Below are 21,985 nucleotides of genomic sequence, written 5' to 3'. Positions count from 1 at the left end.
CGCGGCCGATGAGCCCGACGCCGGAAATGAGAAAGGCGCGGCCGCGGTTTCCCGCTTGGCCGCGCCTCGATGCTTCACGCGATTAGTCGAGCGGCGCCGAGCGCAGATCGCTCACTTGCTGCGGCGACACGGGCGTACCGTGGTTGCCCCACGACATCCGGATGTACGTGACGACCGCCGCGACTTCCTGGTTCGAGAGCGACTGCGCGAACGGCGGCATGCCGTACGGATGCGGGTTGCCGCCCGTGCTCGGCGGGTAGCCGCCGTTCAGCACCATGCGGATCGGGTTGACCGCGGAAGGCATCTGAATCGACTGGTTGTTCGCGAGCGGCGGGTAGGCCGGCGGCTTGCCGAGGCCGTTCTCCGCGTGGCACTTGGCGCAGTTGTCCCCGTAGACCTTCTTGCCCAGCTGCAGCAGCTCGTCACCGTACTTCTCCGACGTCTCGTACTGCATCGACTCGGGCGCTTCGCTCTTTTGCGGGATCGTCTTCAGGTACGTCGCCATCGCGCGGACGTCGTCGTCCGACATGTACTGCAGGCTGTTGTGGACGACTTCGGCCATCGGCCCGAACACCGCGCCGCGCTCGGACACGCCGTTCTTGAGCAGATCGGCGATCTCCTTGATGTCCCAATCGCCGAGGCCGGCTTCCTTGTTCGACGTCAGCGACGGCGCATACCAGTTCTGCAGCGGGATCAGGCCGCCCGCGAACGCCGCCGAATTGACCGGGCCGCCCATCAAGTTGATCGACGTGTGGCACATCGTGCAGTGGCCGAGACCTTCGATCAAATAGGCGCCGCGGTTCCATTCGACCGATTTCGTCGGATCGTCCTTATACGTGCCTTCACGGAAGAACAGCGTGCGCCAGCCGATCAGCAGGTTGCGGTTGTTGAACGGGAAGCGCAGTTCGTGCGGACGGCTCGGGACGGACGACGGCGGGACCGAGCGCAGGTACGCATAGATCGCATCGGAATCGGCGCGCGTGACCTTCGTGTAGCTCGCGAACGGGAACGCCGGATACAGCAGGCTGCCGTCTTTCGAGCGGCCCGTGTGCAGCGCGCGATAGAAGTCGTCCGACGACCACTTGCCGATGCCGTTTTGATCGTCGGGCGTGATGTTCGGGGTATAGAGCGTGCCGAACGGCGTGGCCATGGGCAGGCCGCCAGCGAACTGCTGACCGCCGCGCACCGTGTGGCAGGCGATACAGTCGCCGGCGCGCGCGAGGTACTCGCCGCGCTTGATGAGCGCGGCCTGATCGGCCGGCGTGGCGGCTTGCGCCGTACCATTGTGCAGATTGTCGGTGCCCGACCAGAGGATGGGCACGAGTGCGGCGGCGGCAACGACGAGCGCCGACAGTGCGAACAAAGACTTGCGTTTCATAAGTAGGTCTCTCCTCGCGCTTACTGCGGTTCGCTACCGCAGGCCAGCGGAGTCTTCATCGAGCGGGCCGGAGCCGGAACGGGGTTGGACGGGGCGCTTTGCGTCGACAGCCATGCCGCGACGGCCGTCACGTCCTCGTCGGTCAGGCGCGAGGCGATTTCGTGCATGCAATCGGGCGCGATCGCGTGACGCGTGCCCGAACGCCATGCGCCGAGCTGCGCGCTGATGTAATCGCTATGCAGGCCGACGAGACCCGGAATGGCGGGCTCCATGCCCGTCAGGCCCTTGCCGTGGCACGCGGCGCACGCGGGAATGTCCTTCGTCTTGTCGCCGTTCAGCACGATCTGCTTGCCGCGCGCGAGCACGTCGTTCGACACGGTCGGCTTGGCCGGCGCGGGGTACGGCGGACGCTGCTGCGAGAAATAGGTCGCGATCTGACGGAGGTAGTCGTCCGAGAGGTACGTGACGAGGTAGTTCATCGGCGGATACTTGCGCCGGCCAGCCCGGAAGTTCTCGAGCTGGTTATAGAGGTAGTCGGCCGGCTTTCCCGCCAGGCGAGGAAAGTAGTCGTTGTCGGTGCCCTGGCCGTGCGAACCGTGGCAGGCGGTGCAACCTTGCACGCGCGCTTCCATCGTATCGGGGGCCTTCGGCTGAGTCTGCGCTTGCGCGCTGCTTGCGACGCCGGCACCGCCAATCAACAGAAGGGCGAGTAGCGGGCGGAAAATGCGTCTGGAAGACACGCGTAACTCCATCGTTATTCGGGGACCTACCGGGCTTCGGTCGGCTCGGTATGGCTCTGTGGCTTGGAATTGACTGTTCGATGCGCGGTGTTGCAGCGGTCGGGACTGAGAACGACAGCCGGGTCGAGCGCTGAGTCGACAGACGAGGCACGGCGGCCGGTCCCGCGCTGCGACGCAGCATTCTATCATCGATGGGGAGCCCGGGCTATTTGCAGGAAGCGGCGCGGATCGGTCCGGATGCGACCGCGCGACAATTTGCCGCGTGTAACGGCGTCGCGGCGCAGCTTTGGCGGTCGCAGGCGTGCCGAACATGACTGTCTCCTTTTTGCACACGGCCGGATGCCGCCCGGCGCTCCCCGCACGCCCCGTGCCGGCTCCGTGGCCAAAGCCGTGGCGGGCCACGGTCGCGCGCGGCGTCCTTCACGTACACTCTCGCCTTGCGCCGTCGGCGCGCAACGCACCGTCGCGCGGGCCCCGTGCCTTTGGGCGCCTTTCGAATTGCTTCCAGCTTCCGATGACCTTTCTTTTCGCGCTTGAGCGCCGCGATCGCGGCATATCCCTTCCGTGCGCTTTGCCTCGTCGTGTATTCGGCGGGGCTCGTGCCGTGATGCAACGGCAAGGGCGTCTTCCCCGATGAACGCAATGGGACTCTCGATCGGACAGGTCGCACTGGCGGCCCTCGTGAACATCGCCTTTGCGTTCGCCATGGGTTCGGCGCTGCTCGAACGCTGGCTCGCGGTCGAGGGGCAGCCCGCGCGTATCGCCTGGCAGCGCTCGCGCGCGTCGCTCGTGGCGGCCACGTTCGCGCTCGTGCTCTCCGACTTGCTTTGGCTGCTTTATCAGTCCGCCTCGATGAGCGGCGTGGGACTCATGATGGCGCTCGGCGCCGTGCCGACGGTGATCGTTCAAACGCACGTAGGCCAGGCCTGGTGCGTTGCGTTCGGCGGGGCGGTGCTCGCGCTGGGCGCGGCGCTGGCTAGCCGCGGCGGCCGCGCCGGTCAGGCGGCGTTTTGGCTTGCCGCTGTCGTGGCGGCGGCGGGCAAAGCGTCGATCGGGCATGCGGCCGACGCCGGCCCCTGGTCGATCGCCGTCGCCGTGCAGGCGCTGCACATCCTCGGGACCGGCGCTTGGGGCGGCATCGTGTTGGCGGGCGGGCTCATCGTGCTGCCCGCGCTCGATTCCTCGACTACGCGCGGCGCGTTGATTCGCGTGGCGACGCGCGTATCGAGCGTGGCGGCGACGGCGCTGGGCGTCGTCGTGGCCACCGGCTTGTTCAACGCGCAGCGCGGGCTCGGCGGCTCGTTGGCGCCGCTTTCGGAGAGTACGTGGGGCCACGTGCTCACGCTCAAGGGCGCGCTCGTGCTGCTTGCCGTGCTATTGGGCGCGCTCAATCGGGGCTCGGCGTTGCCGCGGCTGCGTCGGACCGCGTCGACGACCGATACGCATACCTTCAACAACATCCTGCACTTGGAAGCGCTGGTGATGCTCGGCATCTTCGTCGTCGCGGCCGTGCTGGCGCATAGTTCGCCCGGCGCCGCGGCGATGCACTGATTGGATGGCCGCGATGGCGGCGGGCGCGCGGGCCGATCGCGTCATGGCCGTCCGCTATCCCCGGCCTGTCGGCAAAGCAGACCCCGGCGGCCCGACCGCGATGTCTCAAGAATGAGACATCGCCCCCCTTGCACTCGTGCGAGCGGTGACGCGCCATGCGGCTGGCGCCCCAGCCGTGGCCAGCCGTGCGCGGCGGGGCGATCGGTGGGGGCGGCGCGCTTGGCGTACCGGCGTGCGCGCGCTGCAAGCCGCATGGAACGGAGCGAGCACACAGGCGCGCAATGGTCGATTGCGGTTATTCATAGCCGAGCCTGTGACTGAGAATAGGTGAGAGAAAGAGCGCGATCGCCGCGCCGATCGCCTTGCCTTCCAGCTCGGCCATCGCCGAAGGCACGACGTAGCTGTGCGTGAGCAAGTCGATCAATTGCGGCGCGCAGTACAGGGCGGCGGCCGCTACCGCCCATTTTTCAAGCGCGGCGATCGGCCAGCCTCGGCCGAGCGCGACGATCGCGACCAACACGCGCAGCACGCCGAACATCACCAGTGCGCCGACCGCCGCTTGCTCGCGGATCAGATAGTCCGGTAGAAACTCCCCCATGGCCGCTCTCCCTGAGTTGTCGTTTTGCGGGAGGGCAAGCGCAAGAAGTGCGCCAAGGGTTCGACGAACGCCGCTGCAAAATGGCCGCATGCTTGCTTGGCAAGGCTTTGGAGGCGCATGGCCGATGTGGCCGGCGTACGCCGTTAGACCGCCGCGGGGCGCGAGCGGCGTTTGGCGGCAAAAAGTGTTACGTCCGTGAACGTGCCGTGTTACGGCTGGAAGCGTCCGAGGGGGTAACGCGCCGCGAGCGGGGGGGGGAGCATCCGCTCGCGGCGCGTCGATTCAACGAATCACGGCGTCAAGCGATCACCACTCGGCGACGCTGCCGTCGGCGTGCCGCCACACCGGATTGCGCCAGCGATGGCCGATTTTCGCCATCTCGCGCACCTTCGCTTCATCCACCTCGACGCCGAGGCCCGGCCCTTGCGGAATGGCGACGAAACCGTCCTCGTACTTGAACACCTCGGGGTTGCGCAGGTAGTCCAGCAGATCGTTGCCTTGGTTGTAGTGGATGCCTAGGCTCTGCTCTTGGATGAACGCGTTGTAGCTGACGGCGTCGAGCTGCAAGCAAGCGGCCAGCGCGATCGGGCCGAGCGGGCAGTGCAGCGCGAGGCCGACATCGTAGGCCTCCGCCATCGACGCAATTTTGCGACACTCGGTGATGCCGCCCGCGTGCGAGGCGTCGGGCTGAATGATGTCGACGTAGCCTTCGGCCAGGATCGATTTGAAATCCCAGCGCGAGTAGAGCCGCTCGCCGAGCGCGATCGGCGTGTTCGTCTGATTGACGATGTCGCGCAGCGCCTCGACGTTCTCCGACAGCACCGGCTCTTCGATGAACAGCAGCTTGTACGGATCGAGTTCCTTGGCGAGCACTTTCGCCATCGGCTTGTGGATGCGGCCATGAAAGTCGACGCCGATGCCCACGTGCGGCCCCACCGCGTCGCGCACCGCGGCGACGTTCGCGATCACGTGCTCGACCTTGTCGTAGGTGTCGACGATCTGCACTTCCTCGGAGCCGTTCATCTTCAGCGCCTTGAAGCCTCGCTCGACGACAGCGCGCGCATTATTCGCGACATCGTTCGGGCGGTCGCCGCCGATCCACGAGTAGACCTTGATGCGATCGCGCACCGCGCCGCCGAGCAGCGCATGCACGGGTACGCCGTGGTGCTTGCCGAGAATGTCCCACAGCGCCTGATCGATGCCCGCGATGGCGCTCATCAAGACCGGCCCGCCGCGATAAAAGCCCGCGCGATACATCACCTGCCAGTGATCCTCGATATGGCGCGGATCCTTGCCGACGAGGTAGTCGGAGAGCTCCTCCACCGCGGCTTGCACCGTGTGCGCGCGGCCTTCGACCACCGGCTCGCCCCAGCCGACGATGCCTTCGTCCGTCTCGATCTTGAGAAACAGCCACCTGGGCGGGACGACGAATGTCTCGAGCTTCGTGATTTTCATGGGCGCAACCTCTTTTCTATCTAGTCAACGATGACGGCCGTGCAGTGACGGCGCATGCCGATGCGCCGACTGTTTCCGATCTTCCAATCGTACAACATTTTCGCGTGAAGTACTATTAATAGTATTTAATAAGATAAATCGGCTCGACTGTGATGCTCCGGGGGGGGACGGAACACTTGCGCTTTGCCGTGCGGCCGCGATAATCGGGATCGATGCCGATGTGCCGGGTGGGGCGCGTTAAGACGCCTCGCCTCGCCGTTGGCCGCGCGTCGAGATCGAAGCGTCGAACGTCGAACGTCGAACGCTTCGAGCGCGGGCCGCTGGCGGCCATCGGTTAAAACCATCAGGGAGAATAATGATTCAACGCGATTTGCACGGGCGCGTCGCCTATATGCTGGCGACGGCCATTCTGCGCGGCGATTACGCGCCCGGGGCCTTGCTGCCGCGGGAGGCCGAACTCATGCAAAGCTTCGGCGTGAGCCGTACGGTCTTGCGCGAAGCGCTGCGCACGCTGACGTCGAAGGGCCTCGTCGAATCGCGGCCGAAGGTGGGCACGAAGGTGAGGCGTCGCAGCGCTTGGAATCTGCTCGATGCCGATCTGCTCGAATGGTATTCCCAGGTCGCGCCTCCCGTGGCGTTCGCGCTGAAGCTGCAGGAGATGCGCGAGATGGTCGAGCCGTACGCGGCCGAGCTGGCCGCGCGCGCGCACACGCCCGAATCGCTCGATGGGCTCGAGATGGCGCATGCCGCGATGGTCGCCGCGCGCAACATCGACGAATGGGTGCGCGCCGATTTGCGGTTTCATCTAGGCGTGCTCGCCGCATGCAGCAACGAATTGCTGATGCCGCTCGGTTCGCTGATCGAGCGCACGCTCGAAGCGCAGCTGCGTCTGAACGCCAAGCGGGCCGAGGTGTTCAACGCGGCGCTGAATCAACATACGGCGGTGTACGACGCGATTCGCACGCGGCGGCCAGACGCCGCGCGCGCGGCGATGGCCGATCTGCTCGGGGTGACGCGCAAGCGCATCGAGGCGTAGGCAGTCGCGCGCCGGCGGCCGTGAGCGCGGCGCGCTCGATCGATGCGCGAGGCGCCACGCGCTGCCCGGCGCCCCGGCGCGTCGCCCTACCTGACGCCGTACTACAATACGCGCGTTTTTCAGCCCCCATGCCGCCGCTCGTCGGCCCCTTGGCGCGATGCTCGCAGAACAACGTCACCAACACATCTTGTCGCGCCTGTCGCGCGACGGCGCACTGACTGTCGCCGAGCTCGTGGCCGAGCTCGACGTTTCGCGCGAAACGATTCGCCGCGATCTGCGCGTGCTCGCCGAGCGCGGGCTCATCGTGACGACGCACGGCGGTGCGCTGTCGGTCGACCGGCGCGAGCCCGATCTCGATGTCAGAGAGGGCGAACATGCGGCGGCCAAGCGCGCAATCGGGCTTCGCGCCGCCCAGTTCGTGCCGGACGGCGCGTCCGTCGTCCTGGATTCGGGCAGCACGACGCAAGCCGTCGCGCGCGCGCTGACGGGGCATCGCCGGCTCTCGATCTATACGAACGATTGGCGCATCGCGCTCCTGCTCGGGCGGCGCAACGAGAACCGTGTGACGGTGCTCGGCGGCGAGCTCTCCGACGGCGAGGACGCCGTCTTCGGTCTGGATACCGTGCAGCAGCTCGCGCAGTACCACGCCGATTTCGCGTTCGTCGGCGCGGGCGGCATCTCGGCCGACGGTGCGCTGACCGATTACTCGCGCATGGTCGCCGAAGTGCGCGCACGGATGCTGCGCGCGGCAAGTACGGCCATCGTCGTCGCCGATCATTCGAAGTTCGGGCGCGTCACCCCCGTGCGCATCGACGGGATGGAGCGTGTGCGCTATCTCGTCACGGAACGCGCGCCGGCCCGCCCGCTCGCCAAGGCGATCGCCGCACGCGGGCCGCAACTCGTCACGGCGTAAGGCGGCGCAGCCTGCTTTGCGAGCCGGGCCTCAGCGCACTTCGATCCCGAGCTGCTCCACCGCGCCCTCGATAGCGGCCACGGCCCCGCGCATGTCCGCCTCGTCGATAGCGCCGATGCAGCCTACGCGGAACGTCTCGACCTCGGTGAGCTTGCCCGGATAGAGGATATAGCCGGCTTCGCGCACGGCCGTGTAGAAATCGGCGAAGCGCCAGGCCGGATCGCGTGGGGCGTGAAACGTGACGATCACGTTCGATTGCACCTCGGCCGGAAGGAACGGCCGGAACCCTAGCGCCTTCATGCCCTCGACGAGCGTCGCGCAATTGCGCGCGTAGCGCTCGCCGCGGGCGCGTTGGCCGCCCTGCGCCGCGAATGCGTCGAGGGCGCGGCGCAGCGCGGCGACGACATGGGTCGGCGGCGTGAAGCGCCATTGCGTCGTCTTTTCCATGTACGCCCACTGATCGTGCAGGTCGAGCGCGAGCGACGGCGAGCGCCGCGCGCACGTTTCGAGCAACGCGCGGCGCACGATGACGAACCCCATCCCCGGTACGCCTTCGAGGCATTTTCCGCTCGCGGAAACGAGCGCGTCGATGCCCGAGCCGCGCAAATCGATCGGCGCCGCGCCGAACGAGCTCATCGCATCGACGATGAGCCGCTTGCCGTGGCGCGCACACACTTGTGCGATCTCGTCGAGCGGGTTCAGCAAGCCCGCGCTCGTTTCGAGGTGGACCTGCGCGACGTGGGTGATGCGCGGCGTGCGCAAAAAAGCCGCTTCGATCTCGCTCGCGCGTGCCGGTTCGTCTTCGCCGAGCGGCAGTGTCACGTAGGCGATGCCCATGCGTTCGAGCATGCGCACGATGCGAACGCAATAGGCGCCGTTGCTCGGCACGAGCACGCAGCCCTCGCGAGGCACGAGCGTGGCGAGGGCGGCTTCGACCGAAAACGTGCCGCTGCCCTGCATCGGCACGCAGACATACTCCTCTTCCCCATGCGCGATGCGGACCAGATCGGCGCAGACGCTCGAGGTCATCCGATTGAATTCGCCGTCCCACGATCCCCAATCGCGCAACATGGCTTCGCGCGTGGCGGGCGCGGTCGTGAGCGGGCCGGGCGTGAGCAGGATCGGCGAAGAAGCGGACATCGGAAGGTCTCCCATAAAGGTGTGGCGAACAGGGCGGCGGACGTGCGAAGCGCGTCGTTCGGATCGCGGTGGTTGCGCAGTTTATTGGCAAATTGTGTCAAAACGTGCATTTCCGGCGTTTAGTCATCGCGTTGTCACCAAACCCTGTAAATCTTGCAGCGCCCTAAAAAAATTCTCGCCTCACACCTTTGGAGATCGACATGACACAGCGCCCTTCCCTCCGTACGAAGGCCTGCCTTGGCCGTTTGCTCGCGGCGCTCGCCGCTTGCGCCTTGTTCGAGGGATTCGCCCTGCCGGCCCACGCTGCCGACGCAGTCGTGCTGTATACGGCCGACGGCCTCGAGAATCTGTACAAAGATGTCCTGCCGGCCTTCGAGAAGAAGGAAGGCGTGAAGGTGAACATCGTCACGGCGGGCAGCGGCGAAGTCGTGAACCGCGCCACGATCGAGAAGGATGCCCCGAAGGCCGACGTCATCGTGACCCTGCCGCCGTTCATTCAGCAGGCCGACCAGAGCGGCCTGCTAGCGCCGTATTCGAGCGTGAACTACAAGAACGTGCCGACGATCGCGAAAGCCGGCAACGGCGCATGGGCGACGTTCGTGAACAACTACTTCTCGTTTGCGATCAACCCGGACGTTGTCAAGAACCAGCCGAAGACGTTCGCCGATCTGCTGCACCCCGACTACAACGGCAAGATCGCCTACTCGAACCCGGCCACGGCCGGCGACGGCATGGCGGTGATCATCCTGACCACGTCGCTGATGGGTGAGGACAAGGCGTTCGATTATCTGAAGAAGCTGGAACAGAGCGCCAAATTCCACACGAAGGGCACGGGCTACCTCGACGTCCTGCTTTCGCGCAACGAGATTTCGGTGGCGAACGGCGACCTGCAGATGGACCTCGACGACGCGGCCAACGGCGGCCTGACGCTCAAACCCATTTTCTTGACCGAGAAGGCCGGCGGCCAGCCGACGACGTTCCAGCTTCCCTACGCGATCGGTCTCATCAAGAACGGACCGAACCAGGCCGAAGGCAAGAAGCTGATCGACTACTTGATGTCGGCCGACGTGCAGGCGAAGGTGCCCGATATTTTCGGCATTCCGGGCCGCACCGACGTGAAGCTGGCGGGCAAGAACGGCGAGGCCGTCAAGCAAGCGATCTCCGGCGTGAAGCTGATTCCCGTCGACTGGAGCAACGTGATGGCGAAGAAGGCCGACTGGACGGCACGCTGGAAGAACGACGTGATCGGCGCTTCGGGTAAGCAGACCGACGTCGTCAAGCCCAAGCAGTAAGCATCGATCCATCGTCGACGAAAGGACGCACCCGGTGAATACGGCAGGACTGGCTTATCGCGGCGCGCACGACGCGCTCGCGCGCTCGAGCGAAGAGGTGAACGTCGCGCGCGCGGGCGGTGTCGAGATCGAGCGCTTGAGCGTGCGCTTCGGCGCGCGCACCGTGCTCGACGACCTGTCGCTCCAGATCGGGCGCGGCGAGTTCATGACCGTGCTCGGGCGCAGCGGCTGCGGCAAGACGACGCTGCTGCGGTTCATCGCCGGGTTCGTCAAGGCGGATCACGTGGCCGGGCGCCTGCTCGTGGCCGGCCGCGATTTGACGCACGAGCGCGCGCATCGGCGCAACCTCGGGCTGCTGTTTCAAAATTACGCGCTGTTTCCGCATTTGAGCGTGTTCGAGAACGTCGCGTTCGGCTTGCGGGCGCGCCGCGAGAGCGGGGCCGAGATCGCGCGACGCGTCGCCGACGCGCTCAAGCTCGTGCAACTCGCCGATGCGGGGCACGTCATGCCGGCTGAGCTCTCGGGCGGCATGCAGCAGCGCGTGGCGCTCGCGCGCGCGCTCGTGATCGAGCCCGACGTGCTGCTGCTGGACGAGCCGCTGTCCGCGCTCGACGCCAATCTGCGCGCGTCGGTGCGCTCCGAATTGAAGGCGCTGCACGAGCGGTTGCCCAATCTCACCATCGTTTGCGTGACCCACGATCAGGACGATGCGCTCGTGCTGTCCGATCGCACGCTGCTGATGCGCGATGGCCGCATCGCGCAGATCGGCACGCCCCAGGCGCTCTACGATGCGCCTGTCGACGCATTCGTCGCCCGTTACCTCGGGGCGGCCAATCTCTTGCCGCCGCGTATCGCTTTCCCGATCGGCGATGCCCGCCACAGCGAGCGGGACCGGCTCGCGTGCGTGAGACCGGAAAGCTTGCGTCTCGCGCCGCTGGGCGGGGGCCATCTGCATGGCACGATCGCGTCGGTCGATTGGTACGGGCCGGCGCTGTCGGTTTCGGTCGAACTCGATGCGATGCAGGGCACCGCCGTGCTCGTCACGGCCGCCCGCGGACATGGCATGGCGCCCGAGAAGGGCGCGCGCGTATCGCTCAGTTATGAGGCGGATCATGTCGTCCTCGTCCAACCTTGACGCCGCGGCGCCCCTCGCCGGAATGGGGCATTCGCGCAGCGACGCGCACGGCGAAATCGAGGGCGCGGACGCAGCGGCGCATGCCGCCGCCGGCGCACGCCGCGAACGATTCGCTCAGCTGCACGTGATCTTCGTCGCCGTACTCGTACTCGGCCCGCTCGTCATCTACCCGCTCGCCCGTTTGGTGCTGTTGAGTCTGAGCGGCCCGCACGGCGAATTCGGGGTGCGCGCCTACACGGCTTTCTTTTCGAATCCCGATGCGAGCGGCGTGATCGGCACGACGATCGCCATCGTGTTCGCCAGCGCCGGCATCGCTTCGGTACTCGGCGTCGCGCTTGCAGCGCTGCTGTTTTTCAAGCCTTTTCCGGGGGCGGCGGTCATCACGCGATTTCTCGAATTGTTCGTCGCGTTTCCGTCCTTCCTCGTGGCCTTCACGTTGATCTTCCTTTACGGCTCGCAAGGCTCGGTCAGTATCGCGCTTCAGCGCCTGTTTCATACGAGCGCGCCGCCGCTCGATTTTCTGTTCGGCGCGGGCGGCATCGTGTTGGCGGAAGTCGTCTTTTACGCGCCGTTCGTCGTGCGCCCGACATTGGCCTCGTTCGCGATGATCGACATGAGGCTCGTCGAAGCGGCGCGCAGCCTCGGCGCGAACGGCTTCATGGTGGCCTTGCGCGTCATCGCGCCGCTCGCGTGGCCCGGCATCGCGGCCGGCACGATTCTGTGCTTCTTGCTGACGCTCAACGAGTTCGGCATCTTGCTCGTGCTCGGTAGTGCTCACCTCGTCACGCTGCCCGTCGCGATCTATAGCGCCGCCACCGTCGATCTCGACCTGCCGACGGCCGCGGCGGGCGCGGTCGTCATGCTCGCGATGTCGCTCTCGCTCTATGCGCTGTACCGCCGCGTCGATCGCCGGCAGGCGCTGGGGGCACGTTGATGGCGGCGAATATTCGAACGGATGTCGAAGCCGGCGCCATGGCGCGAAATGAAGTGGCTGCGCGGCCTGCCCGCCGCGTTTTCGCGCGCGTCGCGGCGGCGGCCGTCACGATCGTCGCCGCTTTGCTTTGCGTGTGGCTGTTCGTGCTGCCCGTCGCGGTCGTGGCGCTGTCGAGCGTCGCGTCGCATTGGTCGGGCACGATTCTGCCCGACGGATACAGCACGCGCTGGTTCGAGCGGCTCGGGTCGAGCGATTTCGACGCGGTGCTCGCCAGTCTCGAGATCGGCTTCGGCGTGGCCGTGCTCGGCACCGCGCTCGGCTTGTGGCTTGCGCTGGCGCTCGAAGGACGAACACGGCGGGGGATCGGCGCGCTCGTCGACACGATCGCGATGATGCCCAACGGCGTGCCGAGCGTGGTGCTCGGCCTTGGCGTGCTCATCGCCTATCACAAGGCGCCGCTCGATTTGTCCAGTTCGCTGGCGATCGTCGTGCTCGTCCAGCTCGCACTCGTGCTCCCTTTCAGCTACCGCTGCGCGGCCGCCGCATTGCGCCCTGAACTCACCGTGCTGCGCGAGGCTGCGGCCAGTCTCGGCGCGGCGCCGTGGATGGTGGTGAGGCGCGTCGTGCTGCCGCAGCTCGTGCCGGCCATCCGCGCCAGTCTCGCGCTCGCTTTCGCGCTGTCGCTCGGCGAGCTCGGCGCGACGCTGACCGTCTACCCGCCGGGCTTCGCGACCGTGCCGATCGTCGTCGTCGGGCAGGTCGAGCGCGGCTATTACTTGCCGGCCTCGGCGTTGTCTTTGATTTTGCTGCTCACTTCGCTCGCGGCGCTTTCGCTGATCGCGGCGCGCGCGCCGAAGCGCCGCGCCGGCTAAAAGCCGCCGGCGTCACATACTTTTCATCTGCGTCCCTGCCCGCCGCACGGGGACCGGCGCACGTCCGGAAATGTGGCAAAATGTGGCAAATTGACGAGACGTATGCAAATGGCCGCACCGGGATCGATCGAGGCGGCGCGTCGCTAGCCTCCGACGCCGCTCGCGCGCAACACGAGCAGCGGGGCGGGGCGCGTCAACGAGGGCGGCGAATCCAACGGCAACGAACCGCACGACATCGAGGAATACCATGCTGCAAGCGAATGAACGAGTGGAAAGGGCGGGGCTCATCGAAGTAAACGGCCGCGCCTATAATTTGTCGGATCTTGCCGCGCGGCCGGTGGCCGTCGTTTGTGTGGACGGCTGCGAGTTCGACTATCTTGAAGCGGCGGCAGCTGCCGGCGTTGCGCCGTTCATCGCGCGCTTGCTGAGCGGATCGGACGCCACGGCCGTCCGCGCGGACTGCGTCATGCCGTCGTTCACGAATCCGAACAACCTGTCGATCGTCTGCGGCGTGCCGCCGGCCGTGCACGGGATCTGCGGCAATTACTTCTGGGATCCTCGCGCGAACGACGGCCAAGGCGCGGAAGTCATGATGAACGACCCCGCCTACCTTCGTGCGGGCACGTTGCTCGCGGCCGCGGCGGGGGGCGGTGCGCGAGTGGCCGTGGTGACGGCGAAGGACAAATTGCGGCGCTTGCTCGGCTGGCAATTGAAGGGGATCTGCTTCTCGGCGGAGAAGCCAGACTGCGCGACGCTGGCCGAGAACGGCATCGAAGACGCGAGGGTCTTGACCGGCCTGCCGGTGCCCGACGTCTACAGCGCCGAGTTGTCCGCATTCGTCTTTGCCGCGGGCGTGCGATTGGCCGAACGGGGCGACGTCGATCTGATGTATTTGTCGACGACGGATTACGTCCAGCACAAGTGCGCACCGGGCAGCGAGGGCGCCAACGCGTTCTACGCGATGATGGACCGCTACCTCGCCCGGCTCGACGCCCTCGGCTGGACGATCGGGCTCACGGCGGACCACGGGATGAACGCGAAGCATGACCCCCGCACCGGCGAGCCGAACGTCGTCTATCTGCAGGACGTGCTCGACGCCTGGCTCGGCGCGCAGCGTTCGCGCGTCGTATTGCCGATCACGGATCCGTACGTCGTTCACCACGGTGCGCTGGGATCGTTTGCAACGGTGCACCTCACCGATGCGGCGCAGCCGGCCGATTCGACGCTGATCGAACGGACCATGGCGCACGTCGCCGGGATCGACGGCATCGAACTCGTACTCGACAACGCGCAAGCCTGCGCGCGCTTCGAACTGATGCCCGAACGCACCGGCGATATCGTCGTGGTCTCGCGTCGCGACTTCGCGATCGGCTCGCGTCGCGCCGCGCATGACCTGTCGGGGCTGACGGTGCCGCTGCGCTCTCACGGCGGGCTCTCCGAACAAACCGTGCCGCTCGTCTTCAACCGGCGCGTCGATGACATCGAGACGCTTTACGGCGGTCGCCGTCTGCGCAATTTCGATGTGTTCGACATCGCGCTGAACCATGCGAGGCAATCGTGAACGCCATAGCCGAAGCCGAGATCAAACAAGCAGCGGTCAGGGATCATGATGCCTTCCGCGCGGAGGCGTTGCGGCTCTGCGGCGAACGGGCGCCGCGCGCGCGCACGTTCGATGTCTTCGATCCCTACACGGGCATGCGGGTGGGGACCGTACCGCTCGCCAGCGTCGATGACGTTCGCGCCGCGCTCGAATACGCCGCCGCCTATCGGCCGACGCTGACGCGTTTCGAGCGCGCGCACATTCTCGAGCGCGCCGCGACGCTGCTACGCGAGCGCACGGAAGTCGCCTCCGATTTGATCACGCTCGAGTCGGGTCTCTCGAAGGAGGACTCCCGCTACGAGATCGGCCGCGTGGCCGACGTGCTGAAGTTCGCGGCCATGGAAGCGCTGCGAGACGATGGGCAAAGCTTCTCGTGCGATCTGACGCCGCACGGCAAGAGGCGGCGCGTGTTCACGCAGCGCGAGCCGCTTGCCGGCGCGATCGTCGCGATCACGCCGTTCAATCACCCGATGAACCAGGTCGCGCACAAGATCGCGCCTGCGATTGCGACGAACAACCGCGTCGTCCTGAAGCCATCGGAAAAGGTGCCGCTTTCGGCGCTATGGTTGGCCGATCTGCTCTACGAAGCCGGATTGCCCGCGCCGATGCTGCAGGTCCTGACGGGCCAGCCCCGCGAGATTGCCGATACGCTCGTGACGCATCCGCTCGTGGAGCTCGTGACATTCACCGGCGGCGTATCGATCGGCAAGCACATTGCCGCGCGAGCCGGCTACCGGCGCTGCGTGCTCGAACTGGGCGGCAACGATCCGCTGATCGTGCTCGACGATGCCGATGTCGAACGCGCCGCCGCGCTCGCGGTGCAGGGCTCGTACCGCAATTCCGGGCAGCGCTGCACGGCGGTCAAGCGTATGCTGGTCGATCGACGCATCGCCGCCGCGTTCACCGAATGCGTCGTCGAGTTGACGCGCGCTTGGACCTACGGCGATCCGTTCGATGCGGCGAACCGCATGGGCACGGTCATCGACGAGGCCGCCGCCCGCTCGTTCGAGGCGCGCGTGAACGAGGCGGTCGCATCGGGCGCTCGCGTGCTCGCCGGCCATCGCCGCGACGGCGCGCTCTATGCGCCGACCGTCGTCGATCGCGTCGATCCGGCCATGACGCTCGTGCGCGAGGAAACGTTCGGTCCCGTCTCGCCCATCATCACGTTCGCATCGATCGACGAAGCGATCGCCCTCGCCAACGGCACCGCGTTCGGGCTCTCCTCGGGCGTGTGCACGAATCGACAGGACCTCATCGCCCGCTTCGTGAACGAGCTGCGCGTGGGCACCGTCAACGTATGGGAAGTACCGGGCTACCGGATCGAGCTGACGCCGTTCGGCGGCATCAAGGATTCGGGGCTCGGCTACAAGGAAGGGGTGCAGGAAGCCATGAAAAGCTTCACGAATCTGAAGACATTTTCGCTGCCGTGGGAGTGAGGCAATGGCATTGAGTCTCGACGATATTCGCGGGCTGTACGAACGGCACGGCGGCCTTGCCTACAGCGGCGAACCCGTAACGCAGCTCGAACATGCGCTGCAAAGCGGGGCCCTTGCCGAGGAGGCGGGCGCGGACGATGCGCTCGTCGCCGCGGCACTTCTGCACGACCTCGGTCACTTGCTGAACCTGCAAGGCGAGACGCCGAGCGCCCACGGCATCGACGACAAGCATCAGTACTTCGCACTGCCGTTCTTGCGTCCTGTGTTGCCCGATTGCGTACTCGAGCCGATTCGCTTGCATGTCGATGCGAAACGCTATCTGTGCGCCGTCGATCCGAGCTATCGGGCGAGGCTGTCGGCCGATTCCGTGCGCAGCCTGGCGCTGCAAGGCGGGGTATTCGACGACGCGCAGGCCAGTGCGTTCATCGCCAAGCCCTTCGCCGAAGATGCGGTAAGCCTTCGTCGATGGGACGATGCGGCGAAAGATGCCGGGAAGCGCACGCCCGATCTCGCGCATTTTCTCGGCATCGTCGCTCGCGTGATGCAAGCGTACGCGGGGGAGGGCGGGCCGCCGTAGCGACCCGCTGCGGCTCGCTTTCAGGGTGCGGCGAACACGTCCGTCGGGTTGGCGGTATTGCCCGAGTTCGTCTGCACGAAGAACGGCACGAACGTCGTTCCGCGTGCGTCGAGGCCCTCGTAGTCGCCGATGAAATACCCCTCGGCGTTAGGCGCCGTTTTGAGATCGAATGACCCGGCTAGATGCGTCTCGTTGCCGAAGGTCTTCCCGCCGTCGCTCGAGGTCGTCATCCAATAGTCGGTGGGTAGCGTCGTCGTGTCGCCTGCCTGCAAGTTGCGAATGTCGTAGTAGGTGAGCGCGACCGTCCCGGCCGAATTGACGTGCACGGAGGGGTTGAAGGCCAGGCGTCCGGTGGGGGTGCTTACGCGCGCGGGCGCGCTCCACGTCTTGCCGCCGTCGCTCGAAGTCGATAGGGCGATCTCGTCGTAATTGCCGCCGTTGAACCGCGCGTCCTGCCAAACGACGTAAAGCTGCCCCGTGGCCGGATCGATCGCGGGCTCGGGGATGATGTCGCCCGTGCGCAGCGCCTCGCCTGTGTTCGGATCGACGACATCGACGGTTTGCAGATCGGCGATGATTTTCGGCGAGGTCCAAGTGGCCCCGCCGTCGGTCGATTTGATGAAGGCGACTTTATACGGCGACGGCTTTTGCGGCGGCGTGATCAAGTCGAAGAAGTCGTAAAGCGTTCCGTCTTGCCGATTGACGACGATTTGGTTGCCGATCGTCTGCTGCCGCGACGGTACGGTGACGATTTGCGCCGGCGCGCTCCACGTCTTGCCGCCGTCGACGGTTTTGGAAAACAGCGTGGGTCCGCGATAGGCCTGCGCGTGCAAATCGGCGTAGGGGTTCGAATTCGGCTCTTCGAGTCGGTCCCAGACGGCGTAGGCGACGCCGGCCTTGAGCGGATCAGCCGTGACCGATTCCTTGTCGTTGAAAAATTGCGTCGACGGTTCGTTATCCGCGATCAGCACGCTGAGGTTGCCCCAGGTCTGTCCGCCGTCTTTCGATACGGCTGCGGCTACCGAATTGCTGTTGTTCGATTGATTGAACGAGATCGACACGCTGTAGGCCGTTCCGTCGGGCCCGATCGACACCCACGGATCCGACGCGCGTTCGTAGCCGAGCCCGCCCGCGCAGGCGCTGAACGGAAGGTTCGTCTGCCGCCACGTTTGCCCGCCGTCGAACGAGTAGCCCGCGACGAGGCCGTGTGCTCCGCCGTTCGACCACCGGTCCTGCTGCCACGCCCCGATGAGGTTCGACGGGTTGGCCGGATTGACCGCGACCCAAGGCTCGACCTCCGCATTCACGAAATTCGTACCGGGACCGCCGATCGTGCAAGTGGCGAACGGGCTAGGCCCCGACACGCGCACGGGCGCGGCCCAGACGGCGGTCGAGGTGAGCGCGAACGCGGCGATGGCGCTGCGCGCGAGACTGATTCGAGGCGAGTGATGGCGTCGCATGGAAGACCCTCTCTTCTTTGTAAGGCGGTCCGCAGCGCGAATCTCGCGACGCCGCCGGCAAGCGACGCGGCTCGCTTGCCGAACGCTCGGTCGTGACGACGGCCGGAACCGCAGGCGCTGGTAGCCGCCAGCGCGACGGTCAGACTTCATCGACGACTGCATACGGATCGAGGTGCGATCGCGCCTCGTTCCGCTTCAATGCCAAGAGAATGGAAATGCATCGTAGGTAACGCGCCGACGCTTCGCTCGGGATTTTTTGTAACAGAGTGCGCCATGGCGAAGCGGCTGCTCGGCTGAGCCGCGCGCAACGTCGCCGCCTTGAATTCGATGACGCTAAAATTGTAACGACAACTTGTCACGATCGTTTCATCCGGCTAGGATCGGTGCAAGCAAACCATCATGGTGTGTTGTGCGACGCACAACACGTCCGCACATGTCCGACGCTTCGACGCATTCGATCGTTCTGCCGCACGGCCTCGCGTTTCCGCTCGACGGGCGCAATCAAGGCGTGCCGTTCGACGCCGCCTGGTTCGATAGCCTGCGCGTCAACCCCTCCGCGGTCGAGCGGCGCACCGCCACGCTGGCCGCGCGCCGTTCGGTGAAGAAAGACGCGCAAGCCGCTTGGCTGCTCAAAGCCATCACCTGCATCGACCTCACGACGCTGAACGGCGACGACACCGAGGGCCGCGTGCTGCGCTTGTGCGCGAAAGCGCGCCGGCCCGTGCGCGCCGAGCTCATCGAGGCGCTCGGGCTCGAGCCCGATTCGATTTCCACGGGCGCCGTTTGCGTCTATCACCGCTTCGTCGCGGCCGCCGTCGATGCGCTGCGCGGCACGGATATTCCCGTGGCCGCCGTGTCCACGGGCTTTCCGGCCGGCCTGAACCCGCATCGGCTCAAGCTCGAGGAGATCGAGGCGTCGGTGGCCGACGGCGCGGCCGAGATCGATATCGTCGTGACGCGCGAGCACATCCTCACCGGCAATTGGCGCGCCCTCTACGACGAAGTGCGAGATTTTCGCGCCGCTTGCGGGGCCGCGCATCTGAAGGCGATTCTCGCGACGGGCGACGTACGCACGCTGACCAACGTGGCGAAGGCATCGATGGTCTGCATGATGGCCGGCGCCGATTTCATCAAGACGTCCACGGGCAAGGAAAGCGTCAACGCGACGCTCGACGTGTCGCTCGTCATGGTCCGGATGATTCGCGAGTTCCGCGAGCGCACCGGCGAGCGCGTCGGCTTCAAGCCGGCGGGCGGCGTGTCGAGCGCGAAGTCGGTGCTCGCCTACCAAGTGCTGATGAAGGAAGAGCTTGGCCGCCCTTGGCTCGAGCCGTCGCTGTTTCGCATCGGCGCATCCAGTCTGCTCGCCGATATCGAGCGGCAGCTCGAGCATCACGTCACCGGCCGCTATTCGGCTTTCAACCGTCACCCCGTAGCGTGAGTACAGTCACGATGAGCGTTGCCGAATATTTTGAAACGATGGATTACGCGAGCGCCCCCGAGGACGATCAAGCCGCGCGCGCCTGGCTCGCCCGGCACGAGGCGCGGTTCGGCCATTTCATCGGCGGGCAATGGCGCGCGGGTGCGTCGGGCGAGCGCTTCGCGGTACATGCCCCCGCCACCGGCGAGACGCTGGCGCACGCGGCGCAGGGCGATGCGGCCGACGTGGACGCGGCGGTCGCTTGCGCACGCGCGGCGCAGGGCGCGTGGCTTGCCGCCGGCGGCGCGCAGCGTGCGCGGCATCTCTACGCGCTCGCGCGCATGGTGCAGCGGCACAGCCGCTTGTTCGCGGTGCTCGAAGCGCTCGACAACGGCAAGCCGATTCGCGAAACGCGCGACATCGACGTGCCGCTCGTGGCCCGGCACTTTCTGCACCACGCAGGGTGGGCTCAGCTGCAGGAGAGCGAATTCAAAGGGTGGGCGCCGCTGGGCGTGATCGGTCAGATCGTGCCGTGGAATTTTCCGTTGCTGATGCTCGCGTGGAAAGTGGCGCCGGCGATCGCGCTCGGCAACTGCGTCGTGCTCAAGCCGGCGGAGTACACGCCGCTCACGGCGCTGCTGTTCGCCGAACTCGCCAAGCAGGCGGGCTTGCCGGACGGCGTCTTGAACGTCGTGACCGGCGACGGACGCACGGGGGCCGCCCTCGTCGACCACCCCGGCGTCGACAAGATCGCCTTCACGGGTTCGACCGAGGTCGGCCGCGCGATTCGCACGGCCACAGCCGGCTCGGGTAAATCGCTCACGCTCGAACTCGGCGGCAAGTCGCCGTTCATCGTGTTCGACGATGCCGATCTCGACGGTGCGGTCGAGGGTGTCGTCGACGCGATCTGGTTCAACCAGGGGCAGGTTTGTTGCGCGGGCTCGCGCCTGCTCGTGCAGGAAGGCGTCGAGGCGAGTTTCATCGCCAAGCTCAAGCGTCGCATGGCGACGCTGCGCGTCGGGCCTTCGCTCGACAAGACGATCGACATGGGCGCGATCGTCGATCCGGTCCAGCTCGAACGGATCCAATCGCTCGTCGAAGCCGGGCGGCGCGAAGGGTGCGCCATCTGGCAGCCGCGCGAGGTCGCGCTGCCGGCGGCGGGCGGCTCGTACTATCCGCCGACCCTCGTCACGAACGTCGCACCGTCCAGCACGCTGGCGCAAGAGGAGATTTTCGGGCCCGTTTTGACGACGATGAGCTTTCGCACGGCCGAGGAGGCCGTCGCGCTCGCCAACAACACGCGATATGGGCTGGCCGCGAGCGTTTGGAGCGAGACGATCGGTCGCGCGCTCGACATCGCGCCGCGGCTCGCGTGCGGCGTCGTCTGGGTCAACGCCACGAATCTGTTCGACGCGAGCGTGGGCTTCGGCGGCTACCGCGAATCGGGCTATGGCCGCGAAGGCGGGCGCGAGGGCGTCTACGAGTACTTGAAGCCGGTCGGCTGGGGCAAGGGCCCGCTGCGCGAGGCAGGGGCGCTCTCGGCGGGCAGCGTGGCGGCGGATTCCGTCCTCGGCGCCGAGTTCATCGATCGAACGGCCAAGCTGTTTATCGGCGGCAAGCAAACGCGCGCCGACGGCGGCGATTCGCGCGTGGTGTGCGCGCCGAGCGGCGCATGCGTCGGCGAAGTGGCGGACGGCAACCGCAAGGATGTGCGCGACGCCGTCGCGGCGGCGCGAGGCGCGGGGAAGTGGTCGCAGATGAACGGGCATGCCCGCGCGCAAGTGCTCTACTACCTCGCCGAAAACCTCTCGGCCCGCGCGGACGAATTCGCGCGTCAGCTCGCCCGGCGCACGGAGTGCGACGCGAGCGCGGCCGAGGCTGAGGTTCAGGCATCGATCTCGCGGCTATTCACCTACGCGGCGTGGGCGGACAAGTTCGACGGCGCCGTGCATACGCCGCCGCTGCGCGGCGTGGCATTGGCGATGCACGAGCCGCTCGGGGTGATCGGCATCGCCTGCCCCGACGAGGCGCCGCTGCTCGCGCTCGTGTCCCTCGTGGCGCCGGCGCTCGCACTCGGCAATCGCGTGGTCGTGCTGCCGAGCGAAGCGTGCCCGTTGATGGCCACCGATCTGTACCAAGTCGTGGAGACGTCGGACGTGCCGGCGGGCGCGCTGAACATCGTTACGGGCGCGCGCGACGCGCTGCTGCCGCCGCTCGCCAAGCACGACGACGTCGATGCCCTTTGGTGCTTCGGCCGCGCGGGCGATTCCGAACGCGTCGAACGCGAATCGGTCGGCAATCTCAAACGCACGTTCGTCGATTACGGCCGCCGCATCGATTGGTTCGATCGCGAGAGCGAGGGCATTGCCTTCTTGCGCCAAGCGGCGCAAGTGAAGAATATCTGGATTCCGTACGGCGATTGAGCGGCGGCGCCTGAGCCGCGCATAAGCC

At 66.5% G+C, this 21,985-nt stretch carries 18 protein-coding genes; 12 read left to right on the top strand and 6 right to left on the bottom strand.

Going from position 1 to position 21,985, the window contains the following annotated elements; translation table 11 throughout:
- Positions 1-82: 82 nt before the first annotated feature.
- Positions 83-1,378 carry a c-type cytochrome gene (locus ACTHNR_RS06050; protein WP_440546658.1) on the bottom strand — a complete coding sequence of 432 codons (1,296 nt, stop codon included), beginning with the start codon at positions 1,376-1,378 and terminating at the stop codon, positions 83-85.
- Positions 1,379-1,398: 20 nt separating this feature from the next.
- Positions 1,399-2,130, bottom strand: coding sequence for a c-type cytochrome (locus ACTHNR_RS06045; RefSeq protein WP_440546657.1), 732 nt, complete (start codon positions 2,128-2,130; stop codon positions 1,399-1,401).
- A gap of 621 nt (positions 2,131-2,751) precedes the next feature.
- Here ACTHNR_RS06045 and ACTHNR_RS06040 point away from each other — a divergent pair.
- Entirely contained in the window at positions 2,752-3,669 is a 918-nt protein-coding gene (locus tag ACTHNR_RS06040) for a copper resistance D family protein (protein ID WP_440546656.1), read from the top strand.
- Between the two features lie 295 nt (positions 3,670-3,964).
- On the opposite strand, the gene ACTHNR_RS06035 is transcribed toward ACTHNR_RS06040, so the two are convergent.
- Together ACTHNR_RS06035 and dgoD are read right to left on the bottom strand one after the other, a co-directional pair.
- Positions 3,965-4,267: a hypothetical protein gene (locus ACTHNR_RS06035; protein WP_440546655.1), complete on the bottom strand. Its 303-nt coding sequence runs from the start codon at positions 4,265-4,267 to the stop codon at positions 3,965-3,967.
- Positions 4,268-4,573: 306 nt separating this feature from the next.
- Positions 4,574-5,722, bottom strand: a complete 1,149-nt coding sequence (dgoD, locus tag ACTHNR_RS06030) for a galactonate dehydratase (protein WP_440546654.1) — start codon at positions 5,720-5,722, stop codon at positions 4,574-4,576.
- A gap of 355 nt (positions 5,723-6,077) precedes the next feature.
- On the opposite strand from dgoD, the gene ACTHNR_RS06025 reads away from it, so the two are divergent.
- Both ACTHNR_RS06025 and ACTHNR_RS06020 read left to right on the top strand, forming a co-directional pair.
- Positions 6,078-6,758, top strand: a complete 681-nt coding sequence (locus ACTHNR_RS06025) for a FadR/GntR family transcriptional regulator (RefSeq protein WP_440546653.1) — start codon at positions 6,078-6,080, stop codon at positions 6,756-6,758.
- Between the two features lie 157 nt (positions 6,759-6,915).
- Positions 6,916-7,671 (top strand): DeoR/GlpR family DNA-binding transcription regulator, encoded by a 756-nt coding sequence (locus ACTHNR_RS06020; RefSeq protein WP_440546652.1) that lies wholly within the window; start codon positions 6,916-6,918, stop codon positions 7,669-7,671.
- Positions 7,672-7,701: 30 nt separating this feature from the next.
- Here ACTHNR_RS06020 and ACTHNR_RS06015 read toward each other — a convergent pair whose 3' ends face one another.
- Positions 7,702-8,811 carry a 2-aminoethylphosphonate--pyruvate transaminase gene (locus tag ACTHNR_RS06015; protein ID WP_440546651.1) on the bottom strand — a complete coding sequence of 370 codons (1,110 nt, stop codon included), beginning with the start codon at positions 8,809-8,811 and terminating at the stop codon, positions 7,702-7,704.
- Positions 8,812-9,011: 200 nt separating this feature from the next.
- Between ACTHNR_RS06015 and phnS the strand changes: the two genes are divergently transcribed.
- From phnS to ACTHNR_RS05980, 7 genes are all read left to right on the top strand, one after another.
- Complete coding sequence (phnS, locus tag ACTHNR_RS06010) at positions 9,012-10,103, top strand: 2-aminoethylphosphonate ABC transporter substrate-binding protein (protein WP_440546650.1); 1,092 nt, start codon at positions 9,012-9,014, stop codon at positions 10,101-10,103.
- A 34-nt stretch (positions 10,104-10,137) separates the two neighbouring features.
- Positions 10,138-11,238, top strand: a complete 1,101-nt coding sequence (locus tag ACTHNR_RS06005) for an ATP-binding cassette domain-containing protein (RefSeq protein ID WP_440546649.1) — start codon at positions 10,138-10,140, stop codon at positions 11,236-11,238.
- The gene (phnU, locus tag ACTHNR_RS06000) at positions 11,216-12,172 is read left to right on the top strand and encodes a 2-aminoethylphosphonate ABC transporter permease subunit (RefSeq protein ID WP_440546647.1); all 957 of its coding nucleotides are present in this window, start codon (positions 11,216-11,218) and stop codon (positions 12,170-12,172) included. The genes ACTHNR_RS06005 and phnU overlap by 23 nt, the downstream gene beginning before the upstream one ends.
- Positions 12,172-13,044, top strand: a complete 873-nt coding sequence (gene phnV, locus ACTHNR_RS05995) for a 2-aminoethylphosphonate ABC transport system, membrane component PhnV (RefSeq protein ID WP_440546645.1) — start codon at positions 12,172-12,174, stop codon at positions 13,042-13,044. The genes phnU and phnV overlap by 1 nt, the downstream gene beginning before the upstream one ends.
- Positions 13,045-13,291: 247 nt before the next feature.
- Positions 13,292-14,605 carry a phosphonoacetate hydrolase gene (phnA, locus tag ACTHNR_RS05990; RefSeq protein ID WP_440546643.1) on the top strand — a complete coding sequence of 438 codons (1,314 nt, stop codon included), beginning with the start codon at positions 13,292-13,294 and terminating at the stop codon, positions 14,603-14,605.
- A gap of 20 nt (positions 14,606-14,625) precedes the next feature.
- Positions 14,626-16,080, top strand: a complete 1,455-nt coding sequence (phnY, locus tag ACTHNR_RS05985; RefSeq protein WP_440546704.1) for a phosphonoacetaldehyde dehydrogenase — start codon at positions 14,626-14,628, stop codon at positions 16,078-16,080.
- 4 nt (positions 16,081-16,084) lie between these two features.
- The gene (locus ACTHNR_RS05980) at positions 16,085-16,657 is read left to right on the top strand and encodes a phosphonate degradation HD-domain oxygenase (RefSeq protein ID WP_440546641.1); all 573 of its coding nucleotides are present in this window, start codon (positions 16,085-16,087) and stop codon (positions 16,655-16,657) included.
- Positions 16,658-16,677: 20 nt separating this feature from the next.
- Here ACTHNR_RS05980 and ACTHNR_RS05975 read toward each other — a convergent pair whose 3' ends face one another.
- Positions 16,678-18,117, bottom strand: a complete 1,440-nt coding sequence (locus ACTHNR_RS05975; RefSeq protein ID WP_440546639.1) for a sialidase family protein — start codon at positions 18,115-18,117, stop codon at positions 16,678-16,680.
- Positions 18,118-18,550: 433 nt separating this feature from the next.
- Here ACTHNR_RS05975 and deoC point away from each other — a divergent pair, with 433 nt between their 5' ends.
- Together deoC and ACTHNR_RS05965 are read left to right on the top strand one after the other, a co-directional pair.
- Positions 18,551-19,555 carry a deoxyribose-phosphate aldolase gene (deoC, locus tag ACTHNR_RS05970; protein ID WP_440546637.1) on the top strand — a complete coding sequence of 335 codons (1,005 nt, stop codon included), beginning with the start codon at positions 18,551-18,553 and terminating at the stop codon, positions 19,553-19,555.
- Between the two features lie 11 nt (positions 19,556-19,566).
- Positions 19,567-21,957: an aldehyde dehydrogenase family protein gene (locus ACTHNR_RS05965; protein ID WP_440546635.1), complete on the top strand. Its 2,391-nt coding sequence runs from the start codon at positions 19,567-19,569 to the stop codon at positions 21,955-21,957.
- Positions 21,958-21,985: the final 28 nt, after the last annotated feature.

This window comes from Trinickia sp. (assembly GCF_051954495.1).
Taxonomy (GTDB): Bacteria; Pseudomonadota; Gammaproteobacteria; order Burkholderiales; family Burkholderiaceae; genus Trinickia.
Note: the sequence above shows the minus strand (reverse complement) of the source record. Positions and strands in the feature narration are given on the sequence as shown.

Bases quoted from the DNA above. Each gene is read 5' to 3' on its own strand.
- ACTHNR_RS06035 (WP_440546655.1), bottom strand. From the start codon at position 4,267: ATGGGGGAGTTTCTACCGGACTATCTGATCCGCGAGCAAGCGGCGGTC.
- ACTHNR_RS06040 (WP_440546656.1), top strand. From the start codon at position 2,752: ATGAACGCAATGGGACTCTCGATCGGACAGGTCGCACTGGCGGCCCTC.
- phnU (WP_440546647.1), top strand. From the start codon at position 11,216: ATGTCGTCCTCGTCCAACCTTGACGCCGCGGCGCCCCTCGCCGGAATG.
- phnS (WP_440546650.1), top strand. From the start codon at position 9,012: ATGACACAGCGCCCTTCCCTCCGTACGAAGGCCTGCCTTGGCCGTTTG.
- ACTHNR_RS06020 (WP_440546652.1), top strand. From the start codon at position 6,916: ATGCTCGCAGAACAACGTCACCAACACATCTTGTCGCGCCTGTCGCGC.
- phnV (WP_440546645.1), top strand. From the start codon at position 12,172: ATGGCGGCGAATATTCGAACGGATGTCGAAGCCGGCGCCATGGCGCGA.
- ACTHNR_RS06015 (WP_440546651.1), bottom strand. From the start codon at position 8,811: ATGTCCGCTTCTTCGCCGATCCTGCTCACGCCCGGCCCGCTCACGACC.
- ACTHNR_RS05975 (WP_440546639.1), bottom strand. From the start codon at position 18,117: ATGCGACGCCATCACTCGCCTCGAATCAGTCTCGCGCGCAGCGCCATC.
- ACTHNR_RS05980 (WP_440546641.1), top strand. From the start codon at position 16,085: ATGGCATTGAGTCTCGACGATATTCGCGGGCTGTACGAACGGCACGGC.
- ACTHNR_RS06025 (WP_440546653.1), top strand. From the start codon at position 6,078: ATGATTCAACGCGATTTGCACGGGCGCGTCGCCTATATGCTGGCGACG.
- dgoD (WP_440546654.1), bottom strand. From the start codon at position 5,722: ATGAAAATCACGAAGCTCGAGACATTCGTCGTCCCGCCCAGGTGGCTG.
- phnA (WP_440546643.1), top strand. From the start codon at position 13,292: ATGCTGCAAGCGAATGAACGAGTGGAAAGGGCGGGGCTCATCGAAGTA.
- ACTHNR_RS06050 (WP_440546658.1), bottom strand. From the start codon at position 1,378: ATGAAACGCAAGTCTTTGTTCGCACTGTCGGCGCTCGTCGTTGCCGCC.
- ACTHNR_RS06045 (WP_440546657.1), bottom strand. From the start codon at position 2,130: ATGGAGTTACGCGTGTCTTCCAGACGCATTTTCCGCCCGCTACTCGCC.
- ACTHNR_RS05965 (WP_440546635.1), top strand. From the start codon at position 19,567: ATGAGCGTTGCCGAATATTTTGAAACGATGGATTACGCGAGCGCCCCC.
- deoC (WP_440546637.1), top strand. From the start codon at position 18,551: ATGTCCGACGCTTCGACGCATTCGATCGTTCTGCCGCACGGCCTCGCG.